Origin of the sequence: Chryseobacterium indoltheticum, assembly GCF_003815915.1 — a bacterium.
GTDB classification, from domain to species: Bacteria; Bacteroidota; Bacteroidia; order Flavobacteriales; family Weeksellaceae; genus Chryseobacterium; species Chryseobacterium indoltheticum.
Genome location: NZ_CP033929.1, coordinates 504549 through 525848, shown reverse-complemented (window position 1 = coordinate 525848; position 21300 = coordinate 504549). Strand labels below are relative to the sequence as shown.

The following is a 21300-nucleotide window of genomic DNA, read 5'->3' as shown; positions in this document are numbered from 1 at the left end:
AAATTAAAGACCCTATACCGGGAGACCCTAAACACACAAAAATTATTACCTATGATGTTCAACTTAATGAATTTGGAGGCATTAAAAAAATACTTGCCGAGATTTAGTTTTTTTTGCATTTTTTTATTTTTTGTATCCTGTACAAAAGAAAGTACAAAAGATAAACATAAACAAATAAAAATTAGTAAACTCTTCAAAGAGCAAACGTATACCGATAACGCTACTGCTTATACTAATGACAGCTTATTCTGTATATACATTAATGATAATTTTTTTAAAGTTTGGAAAAATGGTATACCAATAAAAAACACTGACAATATCTTACCTTTAATCAAAAATAATGATTCTATTAAGGCCTTAAAGGCATTTAAATTTCAATCAGAATTGATGAATTTAGATTTTACTAATTTTGTAGAATTTCAGAAGAAGTATAATAATACGAGTGATTGGACAACAAAAGATTATCAGATTAGAAAAAATGGCAAAGAATATTTTATGGATATAAAAGGCTATGAAAAATATAAGCTGCCTATTAAAGAAAGTAATGATAGGAATTGGATTACTTTCAGAAGCATGGATATTAATAATGATAAAAGTCCTGAATTGTTTATTTTTCATGAATACTATAATTCAAAGACTGACCAGGAACATGGTGATTTTTATGTATATGAAGTAAAAAAGTAGGTATAAAAATTCTTAAAAACTTAGTAAATTAAAAAATCTGTCTCGTTTGAGCCCCGCGCTGCCGCACGATTACATCGTGTGGCTTATTATTTTAAATTCTAACTACTCAGATTGTACTATTTTTTACCTTTATAAAAACATACAATGATGAGCAGAAATTGCAAATTTCATAATCCTGAAGGTTTATACTTCATAAGTTTTCCTGTCGTAGGATGGCTTGATGTATTTATCCTAAATGAATACAAAGAAATTCTTTTAGATAGTTTATTTTGTCAGAAGAATAAAGGCTTAGAAATAAATGCATGGTGCGTTATGTTAAGCCATGTACATTTAGTTTTTCGAAGTATCGATGGTCAGAAACCAGAACTTCTGATTGGTGATTTCAAACGATTTACAAGCAAGACAATTGTTAATACTATAAAAGAAAACCCTATAGAAAGCAGAAAAGAATTTCTCTTGAATTTCTTTCTTAAAGAAGGTGCAAAAACTTCCAACGTAAATCAATATCAATTTTGGAGACATGATAATAAACCTATTGAGTTGTGGAGCAATCATGTAATCAATCAAAAAATAAATTACGTGCACCAAAATCCAGTTGAAACAGGTTTGGTTTTTCGTGCGGAAGATTATAGATACAGTAACGCAATTGATTATTCTGATGAAAAAGGAATGTTGGATGACATTGTGGTTTTTAGAATGTTTGACTTTTAAGATGACTGACCACACGAAAGGATTCGTGCGGCAGCGGGGACTTTAATTCATTGGATGTTGCAGATTTATGGATTAAAAAATTATTAGAGCATTTCCCCGACAGAATTGAATATATACACTATAAAAAAATATAAATATGATAACAGAAAAAGACTTAGAAATTCTATATTATATAACCCCCAAAAAATATAGAACTGTATTGGATGGACATGGCGATCCAATGACTATAGTAAATACAGAAAAAGAATTTTCTTTAGAAGAAATCCTACTGAATGTGCCATTAAAGGATTTATTATCTTCAATAATCAAAATTTTTAAAAACAAATATGCTAATCCGTTACCTATCTGGAATAGTATTGTAAACTATAATATTAAAACTGAAGAAGAAATTTCTAAAAGAAAGGATATAAAAAAGATAAATTTTAACTTTAAATTTGGTGTTAAAAACGACTTTGGAATAGACACTCAATATTTAGACAATCTTTTTATTGAATTTATGTCTTCATTTGCAAATATCAAATCAATTGTTAGAACAGCTTTACAGGGAAAAAACTTTAATGAAAATTCTTCAAATAATAATACAACTTTTACAATAGATAATAGTCCTATTTTAAAAATTGAAATCACAAATACTACTTTTCAACTGTTTATAAATAAAGATTCATTTATAGATTACGGACAGTAATAGTTATAATTAAGCAGTCAGAAATGGCTGCTTTTTTTATCAATTGTATAACAAATTGTATATACTCACCAGAAAAAGTAAGCAGAGCATTAATTGATTTATTGGAAATCTTTAGCATTGGAGGACAAAAGCTAAAGAAATTTGCAGATGATCTTTGGAAAAAAATTGCTGAGTGGTTTGTGAAGAATAAGAAATTGGTTGAAGGTTGGACAAATAAGATAAAAAAGTATTTATCGAAAGATGGAAAAACAGAAGAGTTCTTTACAAAAATTGATAAAAAAGTTTAATCTTGCAGGAGAAGAAATCTTATCTGCTAAGGAACTAAAAAATTTAAGACGTTTGTTACAAGAAACCTTTAATGTTGCGGTAAAGTTTGTAGATCTCCCCGCTGCCGCACTATTGTATCGTGTGGCTTTTTATTAAATTGTAACTACTCATATTGTATTATTTTTCACCTTTATAAAACATGTAATGATGAGTAGAAAATACAATTACTATTCTTTTCTATTTTTATAAATATAATTACAAAAAAACACCTGTCATTTTGACAAAAGAAAAAACACAAGAAATTTTTTATCAAAGATAAAGAGTACAGGAAGTGTACAGGAAGTGTACAGCGATAACATCATGACAAAATGACAAATTATGAAATTTTAGCTTTAAAATTTTCATGAAAAAATAAAACACGACACCGTTTGTCGCATTTACCGCATATATTTGTTTTAGAAAACAATCCGAAATGAAAAAAGATTTTTACCTTACGAGATATGCCTTGATCATTAAGAAATTAGAAAGCGCTCCGGCTACGTATTCGCAGATGGAAGATTATCTCCTTAATTCTTTTGAGTTTCAGGATGCGGGAATTAAGAGCTACTCTATTCGTACTTTACAAAGGGATATTCGTGAGATTTCAGATCTTTTTAATCTTTCTATTCACAACAAAAAGAAAGGTGACAATCGGTATTATATTGAAAGTCGCCCAATGATGGAAGTAGATGAGTACAACCAAAAATTACTCGAATCTTTTCAGGTAAGCAATGCCTTAAACAATCATCCAGACTTTGCCAATTTCATCTTTTTTGAAAGCAGAAAACCAACCGGAGTCGAGCATTTTTACGATCTTTTCTTTGCGATCAGAAACAAAAGAATTGTATTGTTTGAACACTACAATTACAAAAATAAACTGATGACTTCCCGGAAAGTTCATCCTTTAGCATTGAAAGAATCTAAAGACCGATGGTATCTCATTGCGATTGATACCAAAGACAAAGCGTTGAAATCTTTCGGTTTAGACAGGATTAATTATCTGGATGTTTCGCCACAAAAATTCAGAGAAAAATATAAGTACAACTTTAGAGAACATTTTAAAAATGCGTTTGGAGTGATGAATTTAACTGAACAAAATCCTCAAAAAATTGTAATGAAATGCAGCCGGCATCAGGGCGAATACATCAGAAGTTTTCCCTTGCATCTGTCTCAGAAAGAGACCAAAGAAACTCAGCACGATATTTATTTTGAGTTTTTCCTCCACCCTACTTACGATTTTATGCAGGAAATTTTATCGTTCGGAAAGGAAGTAAGAGTTTTAGAACCTATAAACTTAGTTGAAGACATCAAAAAACATTTGCAGGAATCACTAAACAGTTATTTGAAAGAATAGAATTTTGTATCTTTTTGATTATATTTACATAAATAATCATGTATTGAAGGCTTTATATCTATTTTTTATACTCATCTCAACATTTTGTTTTTCTCAGCAAACAGAAGAATTCAAGATGGTGAAAAATTATTATAACCAGCACAGAACAATGCTGAATACCGAGTTCAAAAAAAAGTTTGATACCGAAAAAAATCCTTTATATAAAGCTGCAGTTAAAAATGACTTCCTCTTTTTTATGAAAAAAATGGACAGCATTGAAAACGTTGCCCTGATTGCAGCCTTACTTAAAGTAAAAAATCTTGAAGATTTAAAAAAAATCAATTCTAAAACAGTTCTTTCTCCACAACAGGATTTTCCAAAATCGATTGAAAAAACGGCAGATTATCCTGGCGGAATGAATGCCTTGCGAAAAGAAGTAGCTCAGCTTTTTTATGGAGACGGTGTATTTTCTGAAAAAGGAAACATCAAAACCAATGTCGCATTTATTGTTGAAAAAGACGGAACCATTAGCGATGTAAAAGCTGAAGGTGATAACTTTACGTTCAATCGACAGGCAGAAATTGCCGTATACTCTGTTTCGGAAAAGTTTTCTCCGGCTTACACTAACGGAAACCCTGTAAGATACCGTTTCAGATTACCTTTGGTGCTGAATTTTGACTAACTAAAGACAATCATACAATTAGCTAAATTGGCTTTTACTCGATGGTAACTATTAGATTGTAGATTCTAAATTTCCCAGGAAATATTATATTGAAAAGCTTAGTTTTGCACTAAGCTTTTATTTTTATGTTTACAGACGAATATTTTATGAGAATGGCTTTTCAGGAGGCTGAGATTGCATTAGAAAAAGATGAGGTTCCTATCGGATGCGTGATCGTTGCTAACAATCGTGTGATTGCAAGAGCTCATAACCTTACTGAAACGCTAAACGATGTTACAGCACATGCCGAAATGCAGGCAATCACTTCAGCAGCCAATTTTTTAGGCGGAAAATATTTGATCAACTGTACACTGTATGTAACTTTAGAACCTTGCGTAATGTGCGCCGGAGCGCTTTCCTGGTCGCAAATTTCAAAAATAGTTATTGGAGCAAGAGATGAGCAACGCGGTTTCATCAATAAAAGCCTAAGTCTTCATCCCAAAACAGAGATCGTTTCAGGAGTTATGGAAAACGAATGTTCTACAATTGTGAAAGAGTTTTTTAAGGCCAAAAGATAAGGTTGAGGTTGAGGCTAAGGCTAAGGTTTACAAGAATCTCATCAGCCTTAGCCTCAACCTCACTTATAAATCTTTTCCAAGGAAATAAAGTCCTTTCAAGGTGTGAAGTCGGTCTGCAATATGAATTTTTTCCGTTAAAGGCTTGTAAACATGGGAAACTCCACCAGTTGCGATTACAAAACACTCATCATTCACTTCATTGTTTATTCTGTCAATAAAACCTTCTACCATTCCAAGAAAACCGTAAACCATTCCGCTTTGCATACAGGTAACGGTGTCTAAACCTAAAACAGATTTTGGCTTTACCAATTCAATTTCCGGAAGCTGAGCAGTCTGGCTGATTAGAGAATTCAAAGAAGTAATAATTCCGGGAGCGATAATTACGCCTAAAGTTTCGCCATCTTCAGCAACACAACTTGCGGTAAGTGCAGTCCCAAAATCTAAAACGATCTTCTTTCTTCCGGGATACATATTGTGAGCCGCCACCAGATTAGCATAGATATCTGTTCCCATTTGTTTAGATTTCGCAACCACTTCTGAAGGAGTCGTTCTATCAACCATTACAGGAGCAATCCCGTGAATTTTTCTGATCGCAGAAGTTATTTCTCTGGTTAATTGTGGTACTACAGAACCTATAATTACTTTTTTGATATTTTTAGGATCAATTTTATAGGTTTGATATAAGATCAACATTTGACCATGCAGTTCGTCTGCGGTGCGGTAAGGTTTTGTATTGATTATCCATGAAATATCACAGTTGTCGTCATCAAAAAGACCAAATCTGATATTGCTGTTTCCAACATTGATTACGATAGAATTCATTGACATATTTTTGAGCCGGAAACTCATCAGACTTTTTTAGCGAAAGATGAACAACCCTATTAATTTTTCAGAGGTAAAAATAGCACTTTTCTTTAAAAATATGCTTTCAAAATCAATGAAAATGGTCTATACTTGTAATGGCTTTATTTTAAATCAAACACTTATGCGAAATATTTTTGTATTCATTCTTATGATTCAGGCTTTAGCTGTAATGGCTCAGAAAAACATAAAAATGTACCCTGAAAGAAACGGTGACTCTATTATTTACTATGCAGACAATCATGAGATCTATCCCGTCTCTCTGGTTTTTAAAGGTCAGCCTGAAGTAAATAATATGAAAAAGCCCGAAATATTTAAAACAAAACAGGTGATTCCTGCAAAAACTACAAAAATGAGAGTAACTTATTTTGTGGTGAATGATAAACAAAAAGGCTGGGGTGTAAAAAAGATGCCCGGTTATCTTTCTTATATCGGAGATATTACTCAAAAAAATTACGACACCAATTATGCGTACAACTTACCATTTGGAAAAGGAAAAGCAATCTGGATTCATCAGGGTTACAACGGAACATTTTCGCATCAAAACGAAAATTCTTTAGATTTTATAATGCCTGAAGGAACAGAAATTTTTGCAGCAAGAGAGGGTTTAATTATCGATGTCGTACAAAATAATAATCAGGGTTGCCCAACCAGAAATTGCGCTCCTTACGGAAATTACATTTCAATTTTGCATCCGGACGGTACAATTGCACAGTATTATCACTTACAGCAAAATGGAGCGCAGGTGAAAATTGGTGATACAGTAACCAAAGGGCAACTCATCGCACTGAGCGGAAATACGGGTTGGAGCAGCGGTCCGCATTTACATTTCGTAACCTATTTACCAAGTGCAACAGGTGACAAAAACAGAATTACCGTAAAAACACTTTTTAAAACCGGATATGGGGATAAAGTTGAATATTTGGAAGAGAGAAAATCGTATTCGAGGGCGTATTAGATTTTATTTTTACGTAAACAGGTTTATTTAGATCTAAATACATTTTACTTTTGGTTAAAACAATACTGTTTGTAATCAAATAACTTTTACATTATTTTAAAACAACCTTGTTTGTCATAAAATGCAATTGCATTTGGATTAAAACAATCCTGTTTGTAACCAAATAACTTTTACTTTGATTACAAACAGTGGTAATTGAACTTAAATACATTTTTATAAATCGTAATAATGTTGATAGGATTTTATCCTATCCTTTAATAGATCGTCCCTTCGGGACTTTTAAGGAATTGTTAAAACAAAAAAGCTTCTGATTACTCAGAAGCTTCGTATTTGTTAAAAGAAATAATTTAGTAATTATCTTCTTCTCCTTTCATTTTTTCAGCGTTTTCAGCCATGATTACAGCATCGATCATTTCAGATATATCACCATTCATATAAGCATCAAGATTGTACATAGATTTACCGATTCTGTGATCTGTAACTCTTCCTTGAGGATAGTTGTAGGTTTTGATTTTTGCAGAACGGTCACCTGTAGAAACCATAGATTTACGTTGTGCAGCGATATCTCCCACTGATTTCTGAACTTCTATATCGTATAATTTGGTACGAAGCATTTCCATCGCCAACTCACGGTTTGCCAACTGAGAACGGGCTTGCTGACAAACGACAACCATTCCTGACGGTTTGTGCGTCAACTGCACCTTTGTTTCAACCTTGTTTACGTTTTGTCCACCCGCTCCACCAGAACGTGATGTCTGCATCTCGATATCTGCAGGATTCAATTCAAAATCTATTTCTTCCGCTTCCGGTAAAACGGCAACGGTAATAGCAGAAGTATGTACTCTACCCTGAGATTCTGTTTCAGGAACTCTTTGTACACGGTGTACGCCAGATTCAAATTTCATGATTCCATAAACACCGTCTCCTTCAATTTTCAGAATTAATTCTTTGTATCCTTTTGCAGCCTCGCTAGAATCTGTGATTTCATGCTTCCAGCCTTTGGTCTTAAAATACATGCTATAAGCCCTGTAGACATCTTCTACAAAAATCGCAGCTTCATCGCCACCAGTTCCGGCACGAAGTTCTACAATAACGTTTTTATCGTCTGCAGGATCTTTAGGAATCAAAAGAACTTTAAGCTCATCTTCCAAAGCAGGAATTTTTTCTAAAGCTTCATTCTTTTCAACTTTTGCCAATTCTACAAAATCTTTATCTGAGCCATCTGCAATGATTTCGTCAGACTCTGCAATAGTATCTAAAGCTCCTTTATATTGATCGTAAACTCTTACAATTTTCCCCAAATCACTATATTCTTTGTTTAAAGAAGAATATCTTTTCTGGTCTGAAATGACATCAGGTTGAATAATAAGATCAGCAACCTCATTATATCTCTGCTTTATCGCTTCTAATTTTGGAATTAATGATTTAGACATATTAAAAATTTAGTTTGCAAAGATACGGAATTGACAACGAAGAACAAAAGCCCATTTTCATGAGCTTTGATTTTTAATTTTATAATCCTAATGGAGAGCTAGTTTTCGCTTTCAAATTAGTTTTTCCCCCTGTTATCCTTGATTTCCTGAATCTTATTCTCGAAATATTCTTTTTTATTTGGATTTTTCTTTGCCAATACCAGGAATGCATTAATCGCTTTGGTATACAATTTCTGCTCAATGTAAAGATTGGCTAATGTCTCGGTCATCAAATGAGAAATATCGTCTGTTTTTTCTTTCACAACGAAATTCACCTCATCTTTTAACTGACTGATTTTAGGATTTTTTTCTATAAAAGATTCGATTACTTTATTCTTGATCTCAACTTTTGCCTTTTCAACTTCTTCGGTTCTTTCGATCTTTAGCCAGCTTTGCCAGGTATTGATAAAACCAGGAACATTACTGTCTAAAAGAGTTTGATTTTCCTGTTTTAAAGGCATTTCTTGCGCCTCTTCTTTTGGCTGATTTTCTTTCTCTTCTTTTTTTATGGGTAAACTTGAAATGTTTGTTCCAAAGAATGAAAAATTCATCACAGGAGCTTCTACTTTTTCAGTAGAATTCGTAATTTCAGGTTCTTTATTTTCAACTTCGTCAATTGTTTCCTCCTGAATATTTTCTGCAACAGTTTCCTGATTTTCTTCTTCTGAAATCGGTTCTTCAGAGATTTCTTTTACTTCTTCAGGTTTTTCATCCTGTTCAGAGCTAAGTTCTATTTTTTTGCTGAATGAATCTGGAACGTGAGATTCGATACTCATTGGTTTCCAGCCAGAATTCTCTTCTTTTACTTCTTCCAAAACAGGAGTTTCATTTTTCTCCTTTGAACCTTCTTCCTGAATTTCCTGATCGGTTTCTATTTTTTCCTCAGCTTGCGCTTCATTTTCATTTGAAACAACAAAATCCTGAGTTTCAGCAAAACTGATTTCTCCTCCATTTTCTTCTTCCGGCTCGTTGGCTTTTGTTTCAGCCTCTTTTTTATGAGCTTTCATCCTTTTTTCAACCTCTTCAATCAGACGTCGCATTTCGTCTTCATGTTTATTGATGCTGGACTTTTGCGTTTTTGCCGGATTTATTTGTTCAGAAACATTGGCTTCTATTTTAACTTCCGGTAAGAAAGAATCGGTTCCGTGAAAGCTTAATGTAGATTCATCATTTACTTTTTCAGCAACATCTTTAGTCGTAATCTTATCTTCATTGATGATCACTTCAGGATGTAAATTTTCTGTAGCAGATTCTTCTTCGACAATTTCTTTTAAATCTTTGTGTTCAACAGCTTCTTCTGTCGGAGCTTCTGTTTCAGGTTTAAAAGACTCTATTTCAAGAAAGCTAACCTCAGATTCATCATTAATTTTTTCTTCAGCTTTTTCAGAATCAATTTTATCTTCGTGAATGATTACTTCTGATTTTTCGACTTCAGTAACAGTTTCTTTTTCATAATTTTCAGCAGGATTTTCATCTCCAACGAATTCTTCTTTTACAATAGCTTTATCAGGCTCAAAAGCTGCGACTTCAAGAAAACTAACCTCAGATTCGTTATTAATTTTTTCAGAACTTTTTTCAGAGTCAAGCTTTTCTTCATGAATAATTTCCTCTGATTTTTCGACTTCTGCAACAACTTCTTTTTCAGTATTTTCAGCAGGAATTTCATCTCTAACAGATTCATCTTTCACAACATCTGCCTGAGGCGTAAATGACTCAGTTTTCAGAAGATTAGTTTCAGATTTGTCATTGATGCTTTCCGGAGTTTTTTCAGAATCAGTTTTATCTTCATTACTACTCTCATTAGAAACTTCTAAAGAAGGCTTTTTGTCTGATATTTTTTCTTCTTCAGCAATACGTTTAATTGGGAAAGAAGATTTTTGAGTGACAATCACTCCAGATTCCAAAGTAGATTCGAGGTCGATGGTTTCGGAATCTTTTTCTTCCAGATAATTTTCTTCACCTTCAAATAAAATCCTGTTACGTTCACCGTTAACGACTACATGTTTAATTTCAGCTTTTGGAGTAATCAAATTCTCAGAAATTGCTTTGTAATCGTGTTTCGGGAAAGTTCTTTTTTCTTTTACCCACCAAAAAGGCTCTTTGGTATTCTGAGCTTTATTTTTTTCAGCGGCATCCTCAATAACTTGAGGCTTTTTTTCTACCGTTTCAGTTTTTGTCTGCTGAATTTTTCCGTTAATCAGATGATAAAGAATTTTTTTATCGGTGGTATAAGCTGCAGTAGTCGACAACTCTTTCTGGTAATTTTCTTTATCAAAAAGATGAATGCCGTACAAATGCAAAGCCCGGATGTTTTGAATATAAGGGAAAGAATTAATTTCTTCTTTCAAAAGATGCAGATCTTCTGACTGTATATTTTTCGGATTTTTTAATAATTCTAAAACTCTAGCATTCATCATATTACCAGTTCGCTACAATGTCGTTAAATATTTTATTGATAATTCTATCCGTAACAAGCTTTACCTGAGAGGCTTCTATATCACTTTGAGAAAGATTGCTGTTGAATACCGCTTCATCAGAAAAAGTTTTCTCAAAACTCACGTCAGGATGCAGTTTGTTTTCGTAACGAACCTTCACTGTGATCGTCAGCTTATTCTGAGATTCCTGAATCGTTCCACCAGCGGTTGTCTGCTGCGTTGTAGAGCTGATCGTAGTTGGAGAAATTGAATAATCTGTAATTTCACCTTCAATCAAAATATCAGGATTCTGTTTCGTTCCTTTCAAAGTGGTACGCTGCAAAAATCTGTTTTGTATATCCGTAGAAAACTGCTGCGATAAAGTAGGGTTTACTAAGGCCGCATTATTTGGAAACTCGTTGATCTGCACAGTTTTTTCGTCTGTAAGAGACGAACCCGTAAAGGAATAACATGAGTTTAAAAATCCTACAGATATGATTAAAAGGAAAAGATTTTTCAGCTGATTCATTTTAAATAATTTTAATCTTAATATTTTTCTGTGATACCGATTTCGGTAATTTCGTCGTATTCAATTTGTTGAATAGCATCTTCATAAGCAAAATAATTAGCTGTATATGCAAAAGGAATTGTTAAGAAAAGTCCGATTCCACAAGCTATAATACCTATTTGTGCTAATATACTCACCACTAATGAGAATAAGAAAATGTTTAAAAGATTTCCCTTCGTCATTACTTTAGAAATATTCCAAGCGGTTTTAATATCGGTAATTCCTTTAAAGCTAATTAACGGCAAAATATAAAATCCTTTTAACAGGAAATAATAAATCGCAAATAACATCACGAACATATATGGGAACATTAAAATCGCAAAAAAAGGACTTACTTCTCCATTTGCATCTGCAGTTGCTCCGGCCAGACCTCCGAAAATAATAAAAGGGATATACAAAACGATTACTCCGCCAATAATAATTAATTGCAAAGTAAAATAAGACATGAAGTCTTTAAAATCAAAAATTTCGCCTGCGCTTGGATTTTGATTCTTGTTTAATTTACGTAGATATTGGTAGAAATTCCCCATTGCCAAAAGCCCACAAAACGGGATAATAGACATTAAGAAAGTGACCAAAAATCCTACGAAAACGCCTCCAAAGTCTTTCTTTAAAAGCTCAAAGCCTTTGTTGATGTATTCGCCAAATTTAAAATTGATCGGTTTAGGTGTTAAATTTACATTCATGATTTAAGTGTTGTTTATTCTTCTAAGTTATATTGTTTTATTTTCCTGTATAAAGTTCTCTGCGAAATCCCCAATTCATCTGCCGCTCTGTTTCTTCTTCCGTTGTGCTTTTCTAAAGCTTTTACAATTAAATCTTTCTCATTATTCTGAAGAGACAACGATTCCGGTCTGTTTTCTTCTACCTCAATATCTTCAAAATCTTCATAAGAATCGTCAGAATTTGAGATAATTGTAGGGTTCTGAACATTCTGATTACTGCTATTATTGTTTTCAAAATACAGCAACGAGTTGGCATTTGCAGACTGCTGAGGTTCAGGAGTATAAATCCTGCTTATCAAATTTTTCTCCTGATTGCTGAGATCTGCAGTTCCCCTATTTTTAATGAGTTCCGAAGTTAAGGATTTTAAATCATTAATATCATTTCGCATATCGAAGAGAATTTTGTACATAATTTCTCTTTCGTTGCCAAAATCAGTCTGCTTTTGTCCGCTCGGCTGATTTACAACCATTGGCAAATGAGCATCCATCGGAATATATTCTGTAAGTTTTGCAACGGAAACATTTCGCTCACGCTCTACAACCGTCATTTGCTCAACCAAATTCCTCAGCTGACGCACGTTTCCAGGGAAAGTATAGTTTTCGATGTAATGAATGGCACTTGGTTCCAGCTCCACTTCAGGCATTCTGTATTTTTCGGCAAAATCGATCGCAAATTTTCTAAAAAGAAGATGAATATCGCCTTTTCTTTCTCTTAAAGCAGGCATATCAATTTGCACCGTATTCAAACGATAAAACAAATCTTCACGGAATCTTCCATCATGAATTGCTTTCATCATATTAACATTGGTTGCGGCAACGATTCTTACATTGGTTTTCTGAACCTGCGAAGAACCTACTTTCATAAATTCACCGCTTTCCAGAACTCTCAACAAACGAACCTGTGTTTGTAAAGGCAATTCACCTACCTCATCCAGAAAAATAGTTCCGCCATCGGCAACCTCAAAATAACCTTTTCTGGTGGCAGTTGCTCCTGTAAAAGCTCCTTTTTCGTGCCCAAAAAGTTCGGAATCAATCGTTCCTTCAGGGATTGCGCCACAGTTGACAACAATATATGGTTGGTGTTTTCTTTTAGATTCCGAATGAATGATTTTTGGGATAAATTCTTTTCCTACACCACTTTCCCCAACTACCAAAACGGAAATATCGGTGGGTGCTACTTGAATAGATTTTTCTAAAGCTCGGTTTAAAGCCGGAAAATTTCCGATGATACCGAAGCGGTTTTTTATATTTTGAAGTTCGTTACTCATGAGTAAAATTTAGATTTGTTGATTAGATTTTGTCCACTTTATCACAGTAGATTCTTAATTAGCTGAAATGATTTGTTTAAATTTTAAACTGCAACATCTAAATAATCTTTATTTCTAATCTTTGAAACTTTACTTTTAAAATATAAGACTTCAGCAAAGACATTTTCTTTACTTCCTTTTAAAAAATTGATTAAAATCTGACAATGTTTTTCCTTTTCAGAAAAAGCGGTGTCCGTTTTATGATGAGAATGCTTTTGATTTTTTTTAGAGAAAAGATTTCCTAAAAGATCTGCTGCGTTTTGTTTGTCGCTTATTGCGAACTTGCGTCTAGATTTTTCGTTTAAAAATATCTTTTCTAATACATGGCTATCTTTAGAATTTAAAAACTGATTGTAAATTTCATACAGCTGTTTGCAGTCTTCACTTCTGAGATTCCCACTGCTGATTTGTGCCGAAATATTACTGCAGATAATTACCAACAATACACTGAGGCAATACTTATGAAATTTTTCCATTGTCTGAGTTTAAAATGTTAATAAAATCTTCTTTACTTGGCAAAACTGTAAGATATTTACTCGCAAAAACGTGCTCATTATCTTCTGGTAACGTATATCTTACTAATGCTTCGCTCTTATCCTGACAGAGAATAATTCCAATAGTTTTATTTTCGTCGTTTAATTTAACTTCCCGATCATAAAAGTTAACATACATCTGCATTTGACCAAGATCCTGATGTTTTAATTCGCCTATTTTTAAATCAATTAAAACAAAACATTTTAAAATCCTGTTGTAAAAAACCAAATCGATCTTAAAATGTTTTTCATCAAAAGTTATTCTTTTTTGTCTTGCTACAAAAGCAAAACCAGTTCCTAGTTCTAATAGAAAATGTTCTAATTTATCTATTAATTCGGTTTCCAATTCGTTTTCAGAATAATTTGGCTTTTCAGATAATCCAAGAAATTCCAAAACATAGGGATCTTTTATAAGATCTTTTGGTTTTTCTACAACTTGTCCCTTTTCAGAAAGTTGAATAACTTCTTCTTTATTTTTACTTAAAGATAATCTTGCGTATAACGCTGAGTCATATTGTCTTTGTAATTCTCTTAAGCTCCAATTATTTTTAAAGCTTTCGATTTCGTAAAATTTTCTTTCGTTGATATCTTTAATGCGCATTAGTTTCAAATAATGCGACCATGAAAGATTGAAGTTAGTGGCAGGAAAATGTTCTTTTGATATGTTTTCTTTGTTAACATTTTGAAATTCGTCAGACAGTGTCTGACCAATTGAAGACTTGACTTCCGCAGAAAGTGTCTGTGGAATTGAATATGACAAATAAAATTGTCTCATTTGTTTTAAATTCGTTACCGAAAATCCTTTTCCGAATTTCTCCATCAAATGAGTCGATAGGTCTTCAAGCAAAGCTTTACCATATTCTGCGCGATTTTCACCGTTTTGTTCGTCTTCTACAATCATTCTGCCAATCTCAAAATAGGTAATTACCATTGTCTGATTAACAGCCACAACCATTTTCTTTCTTGCATTATCAAGTAATGCAGAAATATTCTGAAAAAGATCATTTGGTTGCAGATTGCTCATTCTACTTTAATAAAGTTAAAAATCTAAAGATTACAAACTTTAAACTATTTCACTGTTTCCCCTAAAAGTGTGCCTTGCGTATTGTTGAATACAAAAACATTCACAATGTCACCCATATTTTGACCTTCCTGCATATCAAAAACACAAACGGCATTTTGGGAATTCCTGCCTTTCCATTGGTTTTTGTTCTTTTTAGAAATTCCTTCAATTAAAACTTCATGAACTCTACCAACATAACCTTCCATTCTTTTTCTTGAAAGCTCGCCCTGCAAAGCAATTACTTCTGCGAGACGTCTTTGCTTTACATCTGCAGGGATATCATCTTCCATTTTCTTGTGAGCGGGAGTTCCCGGTCTTTCGGAGTAAGAGAACATATAGCCATAATCGTATTCTACTTCACGCATCAAGCTCATCGTTAATTGATGATCCTCTTCAGTTTCAGAACAAAAACCGATAATCATATCTTGTGAAAATGAAATATCCGGAACGATTTCTTTTCCTTTTTTAATTAAATCTAAATATTCCTGACGTGTATGCTGACGGTTCATCAATTGCAAAATCCTGTCACTTCCACTTTGTACCGGTAAATGAACGTATTTGCAGATATTATCGTGCTTGGCAATCATTTTAAAAACCTCTTCCGTCATTTCGTGAGGATTGGAAGTTGAGAATCGGATTCTCATTTTTGGAACTGCAACCGCAACCATATCTAAAAGCTGAGCAAAATTAACTGCTGTTAATTTTTGCATTTCTGATGCTTTTCCAAAATCTTTTTTAGGACCGCCTCCGTACCAAAGGTAAGAATCAACGTTTTGACCTAATAAAGTAATTTCTTTATAACCGTTTTCCCATAAATTTTTACATTCTTCAATAATTGAATGCGGGTCACGGCTTCTTTCGCGACCTCTGGTAAACGGAACTACGCAAAAAGTACACATATTATCGCAACCTCTCGTAATGGTCACGAAAGCTGTAACTCCATTTCCGCCTAAACGGACAGGATTAATATCTGCGTATGTTTCTTCTTTTGAAAGAATAACATTGATGGCATCTCTACCGCCTTCAGTTTCTTTTAAAAGATTGGGTAAATCTCTGTATGCATCGGGACCGACCACCAAGTCTACAAGCTGTTCTTCTTCTAAAAATTTGGTTTTAAGCCTTTCAGCCATACAACCCAAAACACCAACCGTCATGTTTGGTCGTTCTTTTTTTAGATTTTTGAACTGAGCAAGACGCATTCTCACGGTTTGCTCTGCTTTTTCACGAATCGAACAGGTATTAAGAAGAATTAAATCAGCTTCTTCCACTTTAAGAGTAGTATTGTAACCCTGCTCATTAAGAATTGATGCAACAATTTCAGAATCAGAAAAATTCATCTGACAGCCATAGCTTTCTAAGAATAGTTTCTTAGAATTTCCATCTTTTTCTGCAATTGCAAAAGCTTCTCCCTGTTTGGTTTCGTCTATATATTTTTCCTGCACTTTTTTCAAAATTTGAGATTTGACATTTAAAATTTAAGGCTCAAAAGCTACAAAAGTTTTAAGCTTAATTTTAATTTCAAATTAAATTAGTTTGTAAAGATACAAAATCTAGTGACAGAATGGCAGAGCTTGATTTTAATAAAAGTTAATTTTTTAAGACTGTCTTTTTAAGCTTAGTGAAGAAAATATTTAATATAAATCTCTATTTCACAGGCTCAAATGACAAATTCATTTCTTTTACATTAAAAATCTACTAATTTTCGTCTCCCGTACGATGTTCAGTAAATGACGTTGTAAATTGCACAGGAAAAGCTATACGCTGTTTTATAGGAATATTAGAATAAATTGCAGGCATCCAAGTCTTATCTAGCCTTCTCATGGTTCTTATAACATCTACATTGAAAGCTTTATTATCTACAGGCGGATAGATTCTGATGTTTGAAATCTGACCTTTTTGATTGATATAAAACTCTAAATTGATAACACCCTGTATTTGATAATCCCTGAAAAGAGTTCTAAAATTAGCATTAAACTCTCTTTGAAATTCTTTAAAACCAGTTGGATATTTTGCATATTTTATAAAACTTTGTCCATCATATCCGGGTTTATAATCAGCCATAAGATCCGGCGGATAGATAATAAATTCTGTGATAGCGCCAAACTGCATTCCTTTTACTTCTGCAGGTTTCCACTTTTCAAGATTTTTTATGATTTCCATAGACAAATCGTAAGCACACTTATTTTTTGAAATATTTTCGGGATCGCTATCCTGAATAAGTTTAATTACTTTCTCTTTGGTAACGATAATCCTCGGTTGATAAATTTGATTATTATCACATTCTTTCGCATTAGATTTCACAAGATAATCGTGTGCTTCTTTGTAAAAACCGGTCAGTCCGCCTTCATAAAAATCTTGTTTTTTCGGATACTCGTCCAGAATTTGAGCTTTAAAAAACAGTGTGCTTAAAAGAAATAGAAAAACATAAAATTTATATCTCATCATGAAAAATTTAATAAGAAAACCATTGCAAAAAATACAATCGCGAAAATAATGATTTAATTCATTTAGTGGTGTATTTTAATGATAATTAATCACTAAAATGGTTTCATTAAAAATTTGAAAAAAATATTTTTATCAAATTACATGTCGGCAGATAATGATGAGAAGCTCATCTTCAGTTTCATTTCAGATTTTACAGGCTGTCCGTTACACATTGCAGGTTTCCAGTCTTTTTTTATTCTTCTTACCACATATTGCATGTCATCAAAGAAGACTTCACTGTTCAACACTTTCGGTTCTCCTGTTACATCGACTACTTTACCCATTGCATCAATAGTCAAGGTAAATGTAAAATCACCGGTCAAAGTATAAAAATCTGAATTGAGATACGTGTACATATATTTTCTGAGAATCTCTTTATAAGCCGCAGCTCCACCTTCAAAACTCGCTACCTGAAAATCGTTGCAACCCTTCACTGCAACTTGCAAAAAAGGTTCTTTAATGTCTATTTTTAAAAGATTTTTATTGTTTTCGACAATAAATGACTCGTCTCTGTCTTCTAGATCCTGTGCCATTGCAAAATTTGCAGCAATTAGTCCGATAAATAATACAAGTGTTTTCATTGGATTTTTTAAAATTTAGCTAAAAGAGACCTAGAGTTTGTTTAAATTTCATCAAATTATTTCCCCCTGCCTTAAAGGGAGTAATTTGATGAATTTTCACGACATCTTTCCGCCCTTTAGAGTTGGAGTAAAGAAAATGCCTTTAAAATTATTTCCTCGGCTCTAAAGGGAGTACCTTTAATGAAATTCAAACAGATTCTTATCCTATTTCATTATTAATCTGAACCTTACTTCCTGTTTCCTTAAGCATTAGCGAAACAATAATCGCCAAAACAATTCCGCCAATCCAGAATAATACGGAATGCTGAAAATGCAGATCGCCAGAAGAAACTTTCCCCAAACTTTCCCCAAACCATTTGCTGAAAATAGGGCTTAATAAAGTGGTGACTCCAAAAGTGATAAAATTAATAGCTCCCGTAGCACTTCCTTTTACATAATCCGGATTGGCCTCTTTAATTACAGAATACGGAATCATCGCCGCTCCTGAACCTATTCCAAAAATAAACATGCTTATTTTGGCAGGATATAAATCTGGCAGGTAAATCAACTGTAATAAGCTAATGATCATCAGAACGGCACCACCAATCAAAACAGGCTTTCTTCGGCCTATTTTATCGGTAATAAAACCAAGTAAAGGACATCCGAAAACCCAGCCAAAAGCAACCATCGCGCTCGTAATTGCTGCATCATGAAAAACAAACTGTTTATCTTTCTCGAAAAAAGCAACCGCCCAAGTCATGGCAAATATCGTTGTCGGAGCAAAAAGTAACCCTGAAGTAATCCCGCAAAGCCAGGATTGAGGATTTTTAAAAACGATTTTATATGGTTCTAAATACCCGATATGTTGACTTTGAGTCGCCTCTAAATCCTTCGCTTTTTTTTCACTGGGAATAATAAAGAAGAGACCGAAAGCGGTAATAATCGTTGCAATTCCTGACCAAAGCCAAAATGTATAAATATTAACACCCTCTTCTATCCAAGGTCCTACTACAAATTGCCCGGCAGTTCCGCCTAACATTCCTATACATTGCGTAAAACCAATCGCTGTCGCTAAAGATTTTGACGAAAAACCTTTACTCGCAAGATAAACACATCCAGGAAAAGCAAATGCGCATCCCGCTCCCTGCAAAAGTCTTCCCGAAACTCCTGCAACCTGAGTTGAAAGCAAAAACAACAAGCAACCAATTCCCAGAATTAAGGTTCCAACGAAAAGAGATTTTTTTGCACCGAATTTATCTAAAGCAATGCCGGCAATTAAGCTGCATGTAGAATACGTGTAATAATAAGTTCCTATCATGCTGATGAGTTTCAGCTCGGTTGTATTAAAATTATCAACCAATTGAGGAATCATTACTGCAGGAGCAGACCGTATTACATAATCTAAAAAGTAAAAAATCAAACCAATTGCCCACGCAATAATATAGAATTTCTTTAAAGAACCACTCATTACAATAATCCTTTAATATGTTTATAATTGGTTTTAACGGTTTCTAAAGCTTCTTCCATTTTACCGCCGAGCATCAACTGAGCCATAGACTTTGTCATCCCGATCACCTGATCAAATTCAATTTTTGGAGGAAGCGCCAATGCATTAGGATTTGTGAAAATATTTAATAAATAAGGTCCGTCATGCTGAAGGCAATCATTAATAGCTGTCTCAACTTCTTCTGGTTTATGAACATTTTTCCCGGGGTAACCCATCGCCTGTGCGATCATTCCAAAATCAGGGTTAATCATATCGGTTTCATTATCGGGCATTCCGCCAACTTCCATTTCCAGCTTTACCATTCCAAGCGCTCTGTTGTTAAAAACAATCAATTTTACCGGAAGTTTATACTGAAAAATAGTCGCCATATCTCCTAATAACATCGATAAACCGCCGTCTCCACACATCGCAATCACCTGTCGATCCGGATGAGCCAAAGAAGCACCAATCGCCATTGGCATTGCATTCGCCATAGAGCCATGATTGAATGAGCCCAACATTTTACGCTCGCCTGTTCCTGTAATAAATCTTGCTCCCCAAACACAGCACATTCCTGTGTCTACTGTAAAAATCGCATCTTTTTTTGCTAATTTATCTAAAGTATGAGCTACATATTCCGGTTGAATAGCATCTTCTTTTCCGAAATCTTTCACATACGTCAACTGTTGTTCTTTTACTTTTTCATAAAACTCCAACTGTTGATTAAGGAAATGAACATCTGTTTTTTCTTTTAGTAAAGGCAATAATGCTTTTATTGTTTCTTTAACGTCTCCTGTTAATCCCAAATCCAGCTTAGCTCTTCTGCCTAAGCGTTCCGGACTTTCATCAATTTGAATGATTTTATTTTTAACGGGCATAAATTTTTGATATGGAAAATCTGTCCCTAAAAGCAACAACAAATCAGCTTCATGCATCGCGTGATAAGCGGAAGGAAAACCTAAAAGTCCCGTCAATCCTACTTCGTTAGGATTATTGGGTTGAATTGCCATTTTTCCTCGGAAAGAATATCCTACCGGAGATTTTAAATATTTTGAAAGTTCTATAACTTCATCACTTGCCTTTTCTGCTCCGATTCCGCAGTAGATCGTTACTTTTTCGCTTTCGTTAATTAGATTCGCCAATTGATTCAATTCTTCATCTGAAGGTCGAATAACCGGATTTGTTTTAAATATCTGATTGGAAGTGGTTGCTTCTTCAGCATCCAATTCTGAAACATCGCCCGGAAGACCAATTACTGCAACTCCTTTTTTAGAAATAGCATGTTGAATCGCCGTTTGAAGAGTTCGTTGTACCTGCTCCGGTCTGGTGATCATCTGATTGTAATAACTGCAATCATCAAATAATTTTATCGTATTGGTTTCCTGGAAAAAATCCATCCCCATTTCTTCACTAGGAATTGTAGAGGCAATCACCAACATCGGAACATGAGATCGGTGCGCTTCATACACCCCATTTATTAAATGAACGTGTCCCGGACCGCAGCTTCCTGCACAAACTGCAAAACCATCCAATTCCGCTTCTGCCGCCGCTGCGTAAGCCCCAACTTCCTCATGTCTCACATGAATCCATTCGATACTGCTTTTTTTAACGGCAATATTCAGATGATTAAGACTGTCGCCTGTTACAGCGTAAATTCTTTTCACATTCGCATTTTCGAGCATTTCAACAATTTGCTCAGCTATATTTTTAGCCATAATTATATTTTTGGTGATTATTCGTCAAATGGAAATACGGAAATTGTCGTGATCAGTTAATTTAATATTCTTTTAAAATTGATTCCTATCAAAATTAATTAATAATTTAGGATTTTCCCTCGAACTCAATGTTAAAGTTTTATTAGAATACCTTCTTATAACCATAAAAAAATACTCCGTAATTTCTTACGGAGTT

At 33.9% G+C, this 21300-nt stretch carries 21 protein-coding genes; 8 read left to right on the top strand and 13 right to left on the bottom strand.

Annotated elements, in window-relative coordinates; genetic code table 11:
• Positions 1 to 51: 51 nt before the first annotated feature.
• The 7 genes from EG358_RS02515 to EG358_RS02480 all read left to right on the top strand — a co-directional run bounded on the left by EG358_RS02515 (position 52) and on the right by EG358_RS02480 (position 4958).
• Entirely contained in the window at positions 52 to 684 is a 633-nt protein-coding gene (locus EG358_RS02515) for a hypothetical protein (RefSeq protein WP_123890001.1), read from the top strand.
• A 144-nt stretch (positions 685 to 828) separates the two neighbouring features.
• The gene (locus EG358_RS02510; RefSeq protein ID WP_317043429.1) at positions 829 to 1395 is read left to right on the top strand and encodes a transposase; all 567 of its coding nucleotides are present in this window, start codon (positions 829 to 831) and stop codon (positions 1393 to 1395) included.
• Between the two features lie 136 nt (positions 1396 to 1531).
• Positions 1532 to 2080 (top strand): hypothetical protein, encoded by a 549-nt coding sequence (locus EG358_RS02505; protein WP_076561309.1) that lies wholly within the window; start codon positions 1532 to 1534, stop codon positions 2078 to 2080.
• Positions 2081 to 2103: 23 nt separating this feature from the next.
• Positions 2104 to 2367, top strand: coding sequence for a hypothetical protein (locus EG358_RS02500; RefSeq protein ID WP_076561308.1), 264 nt, complete (start codon positions 2104 to 2106; stop codon positions 2365 to 2367).
• Between the two features lie 452 nt (positions 2368 to 2819).
• A complete protein-coding gene (locus EG358_RS02490) occupies positions 2820 to 3740 on the top strand; it encodes a helix-turn-helix transcriptional regulator (protein ID WP_076561307.1) in 921 nt (306 codons plus the stop codon).
• Positions 3741 to 3984: 244 nt separating this feature from the next.
• Positions 3985 to 4401 (top strand): energy transducer TonB, encoded by a 417-nt coding sequence (locus EG358_RS02485; RefSeq protein WP_228421384.1) that lies wholly within the window; start codon positions 3985 to 3987, stop codon positions 4399 to 4401.
• Positions 4402 to 4526: 125 nt separating this feature from the next.
• Complete coding sequence (locus tag EG358_RS02480) at positions 4527 to 4958, top strand: nucleoside deaminase (protein ID WP_076561306.1); 432 nt, start codon at positions 4527 to 4529, stop codon at positions 4956 to 4958.
• Positions 4959 to 5021: 63 nt separating this feature from the next.
• Here the strand turns inward: EG358_RS02480 and EG358_RS02475 are convergent, their stop codons facing one another.
• Positions 5022 to 5780 (bottom strand): type III pantothenate kinase, encoded by a 759-nt coding sequence (locus EG358_RS02475; protein ID WP_076561341.1) that lies wholly within the window; start codon positions 5778 to 5780, stop codon positions 5022 to 5024.
• Between the two features lie 163 nt (positions 5781 to 5943).
• On the opposite strand from EG358_RS02475, the gene EG358_RS19930 reads away from it, so the two are divergent.
• On the top strand, positions 5944 to 6777 hold the full coding sequence (locus tag EG358_RS19930; RefSeq protein WP_115596442.1) for a M23 family metallopeptidase: 834 nt from the start codon (positions 5944 to 5946) through the stop codon (positions 6775 to 6777).
• Positions 6778 to 7124: 347 nt separating this feature from the next.
• Here the strand turns inward: EG358_RS19930 and prfA are convergent, their stop codons facing one another.
• From prfA to EG358_RS02410, 12 genes are all read right to left on the bottom strand, one after another.
• On the bottom strand, positions 7125 to 8210 hold the full coding sequence (prfA, locus tag EG358_RS02465; RefSeq protein ID WP_076561305.1) for a peptide chain release factor 1: 1086 nt from the start codon (positions 8208 to 8210) through the stop codon (positions 7125 to 7127).
• Between the two features lie 116 nt (positions 8211 to 8326).
• Positions 8327 to 10666 (bottom strand): hypothetical protein, encoded by a 2340-nt coding sequence (locus EG358_RS02460; RefSeq protein ID WP_076561304.1) that lies wholly within the window; start codon positions 10664 to 10666, stop codon positions 8327 to 8329.
• A gap of 1 nt (position 10667) precedes the next feature.
• A complete protein-coding gene (locus EG358_RS02455) occupies positions 10668 to 11192 on the bottom strand; it encodes an LptE family protein (RefSeq protein WP_076561303.1) in 525 nt (174 codons plus the stop codon).
• Positions 11193 to 11209: 17 nt separating this feature from the next.
• Positions 11210 to 11917 (bottom strand): hypothetical protein, encoded by a 708-nt coding sequence (locus EG358_RS02450; protein WP_076561302.1) that lies wholly within the window; start codon positions 11915 to 11917, stop codon positions 11210 to 11212.
• A 14-nt stretch (positions 11918 to 11931) separates the two neighbouring features.
• Complete coding sequence (locus EG358_RS02445) at positions 11932 to 13224, bottom strand: sigma-54 interaction domain-containing protein (protein ID WP_076561301.1); 1293 nt, start codon at positions 13222 to 13224, stop codon at positions 11932 to 11934.
• An 83-nt stretch (positions 13225 to 13307) separates the two neighbouring features.
• Entirely contained in the window at positions 13308 to 13739 is a 432-nt protein-coding gene (locus tag EG358_RS02440; RefSeq protein ID WP_076561300.1) for a hypothetical protein, read from the bottom strand.
• Entirely contained in the window at positions 13723 to 14820 is a 1098-nt protein-coding gene (locus tag EG358_RS02435) for a PDDEXK nuclease domain-containing protein (protein ID WP_076561299.1), read from the bottom strand. Before EG358_RS02435 ends, EG358_RS02440 begins: the two co-directional genes overlap by 17 nt.
• Positions 14821 to 14864: 44 nt before the next feature.
• Positions 14865 to 16301: a tRNA (N6-isopentenyl adenosine(37)-C2)-methylthiotransferase MiaB gene (gene miaB, locus EG358_RS02430; protein WP_076561339.1), complete on the bottom strand. Its 1437-nt coding sequence runs from the start codon at positions 16299 to 16301 to the stop codon at positions 14865 to 14867.
• Between the two features lie 253 nt (positions 16302 to 16554).
• Positions 16555 to 17304 carry an energy transducer TonB gene (locus tag EG358_RS02425; protein ID WP_076561298.1) on the bottom strand — a complete coding sequence of 250 codons (750 nt, stop codon included), beginning with the start codon at positions 17302 to 17304 and terminating at the stop codon, positions 16555 to 16557.
• Between the two features lie 137 nt (positions 17305 to 17441).
• A complete protein-coding gene (locus EG358_RS02420; protein ID WP_076561297.1) occupies positions 17442 to 17924 on the bottom strand; it encodes an energy transducer TonB in 483 nt (160 codons plus the stop codon).
• A 199-nt stretch (positions 17925 to 18123) separates the two neighbouring features.
• Positions 18124 to 19371 carry an MFS transporter gene (locus EG358_RS02415; protein WP_076561296.1) on the bottom strand — a complete coding sequence of 416 codons (1248 nt, stop codon included), beginning with the start codon at positions 19369 to 19371 and terminating at the stop codon, positions 18124 to 18126.
• The gene (locus EG358_RS02410; protein WP_076561295.1) at positions 19371 to 21104 is read right to left on the bottom strand and encodes a thiamine pyrophosphate-dependent enzyme; all 1734 of its coding nucleotides are present in this window, start codon (positions 21102 to 21104) and stop codon (positions 19371 to 19373) included. The genes EG358_RS02415 and EG358_RS02410 overlap by 1 nt, the downstream gene beginning before the upstream one ends.
• Positions 21105 to 21300: the final 196 nt, after the last annotated feature.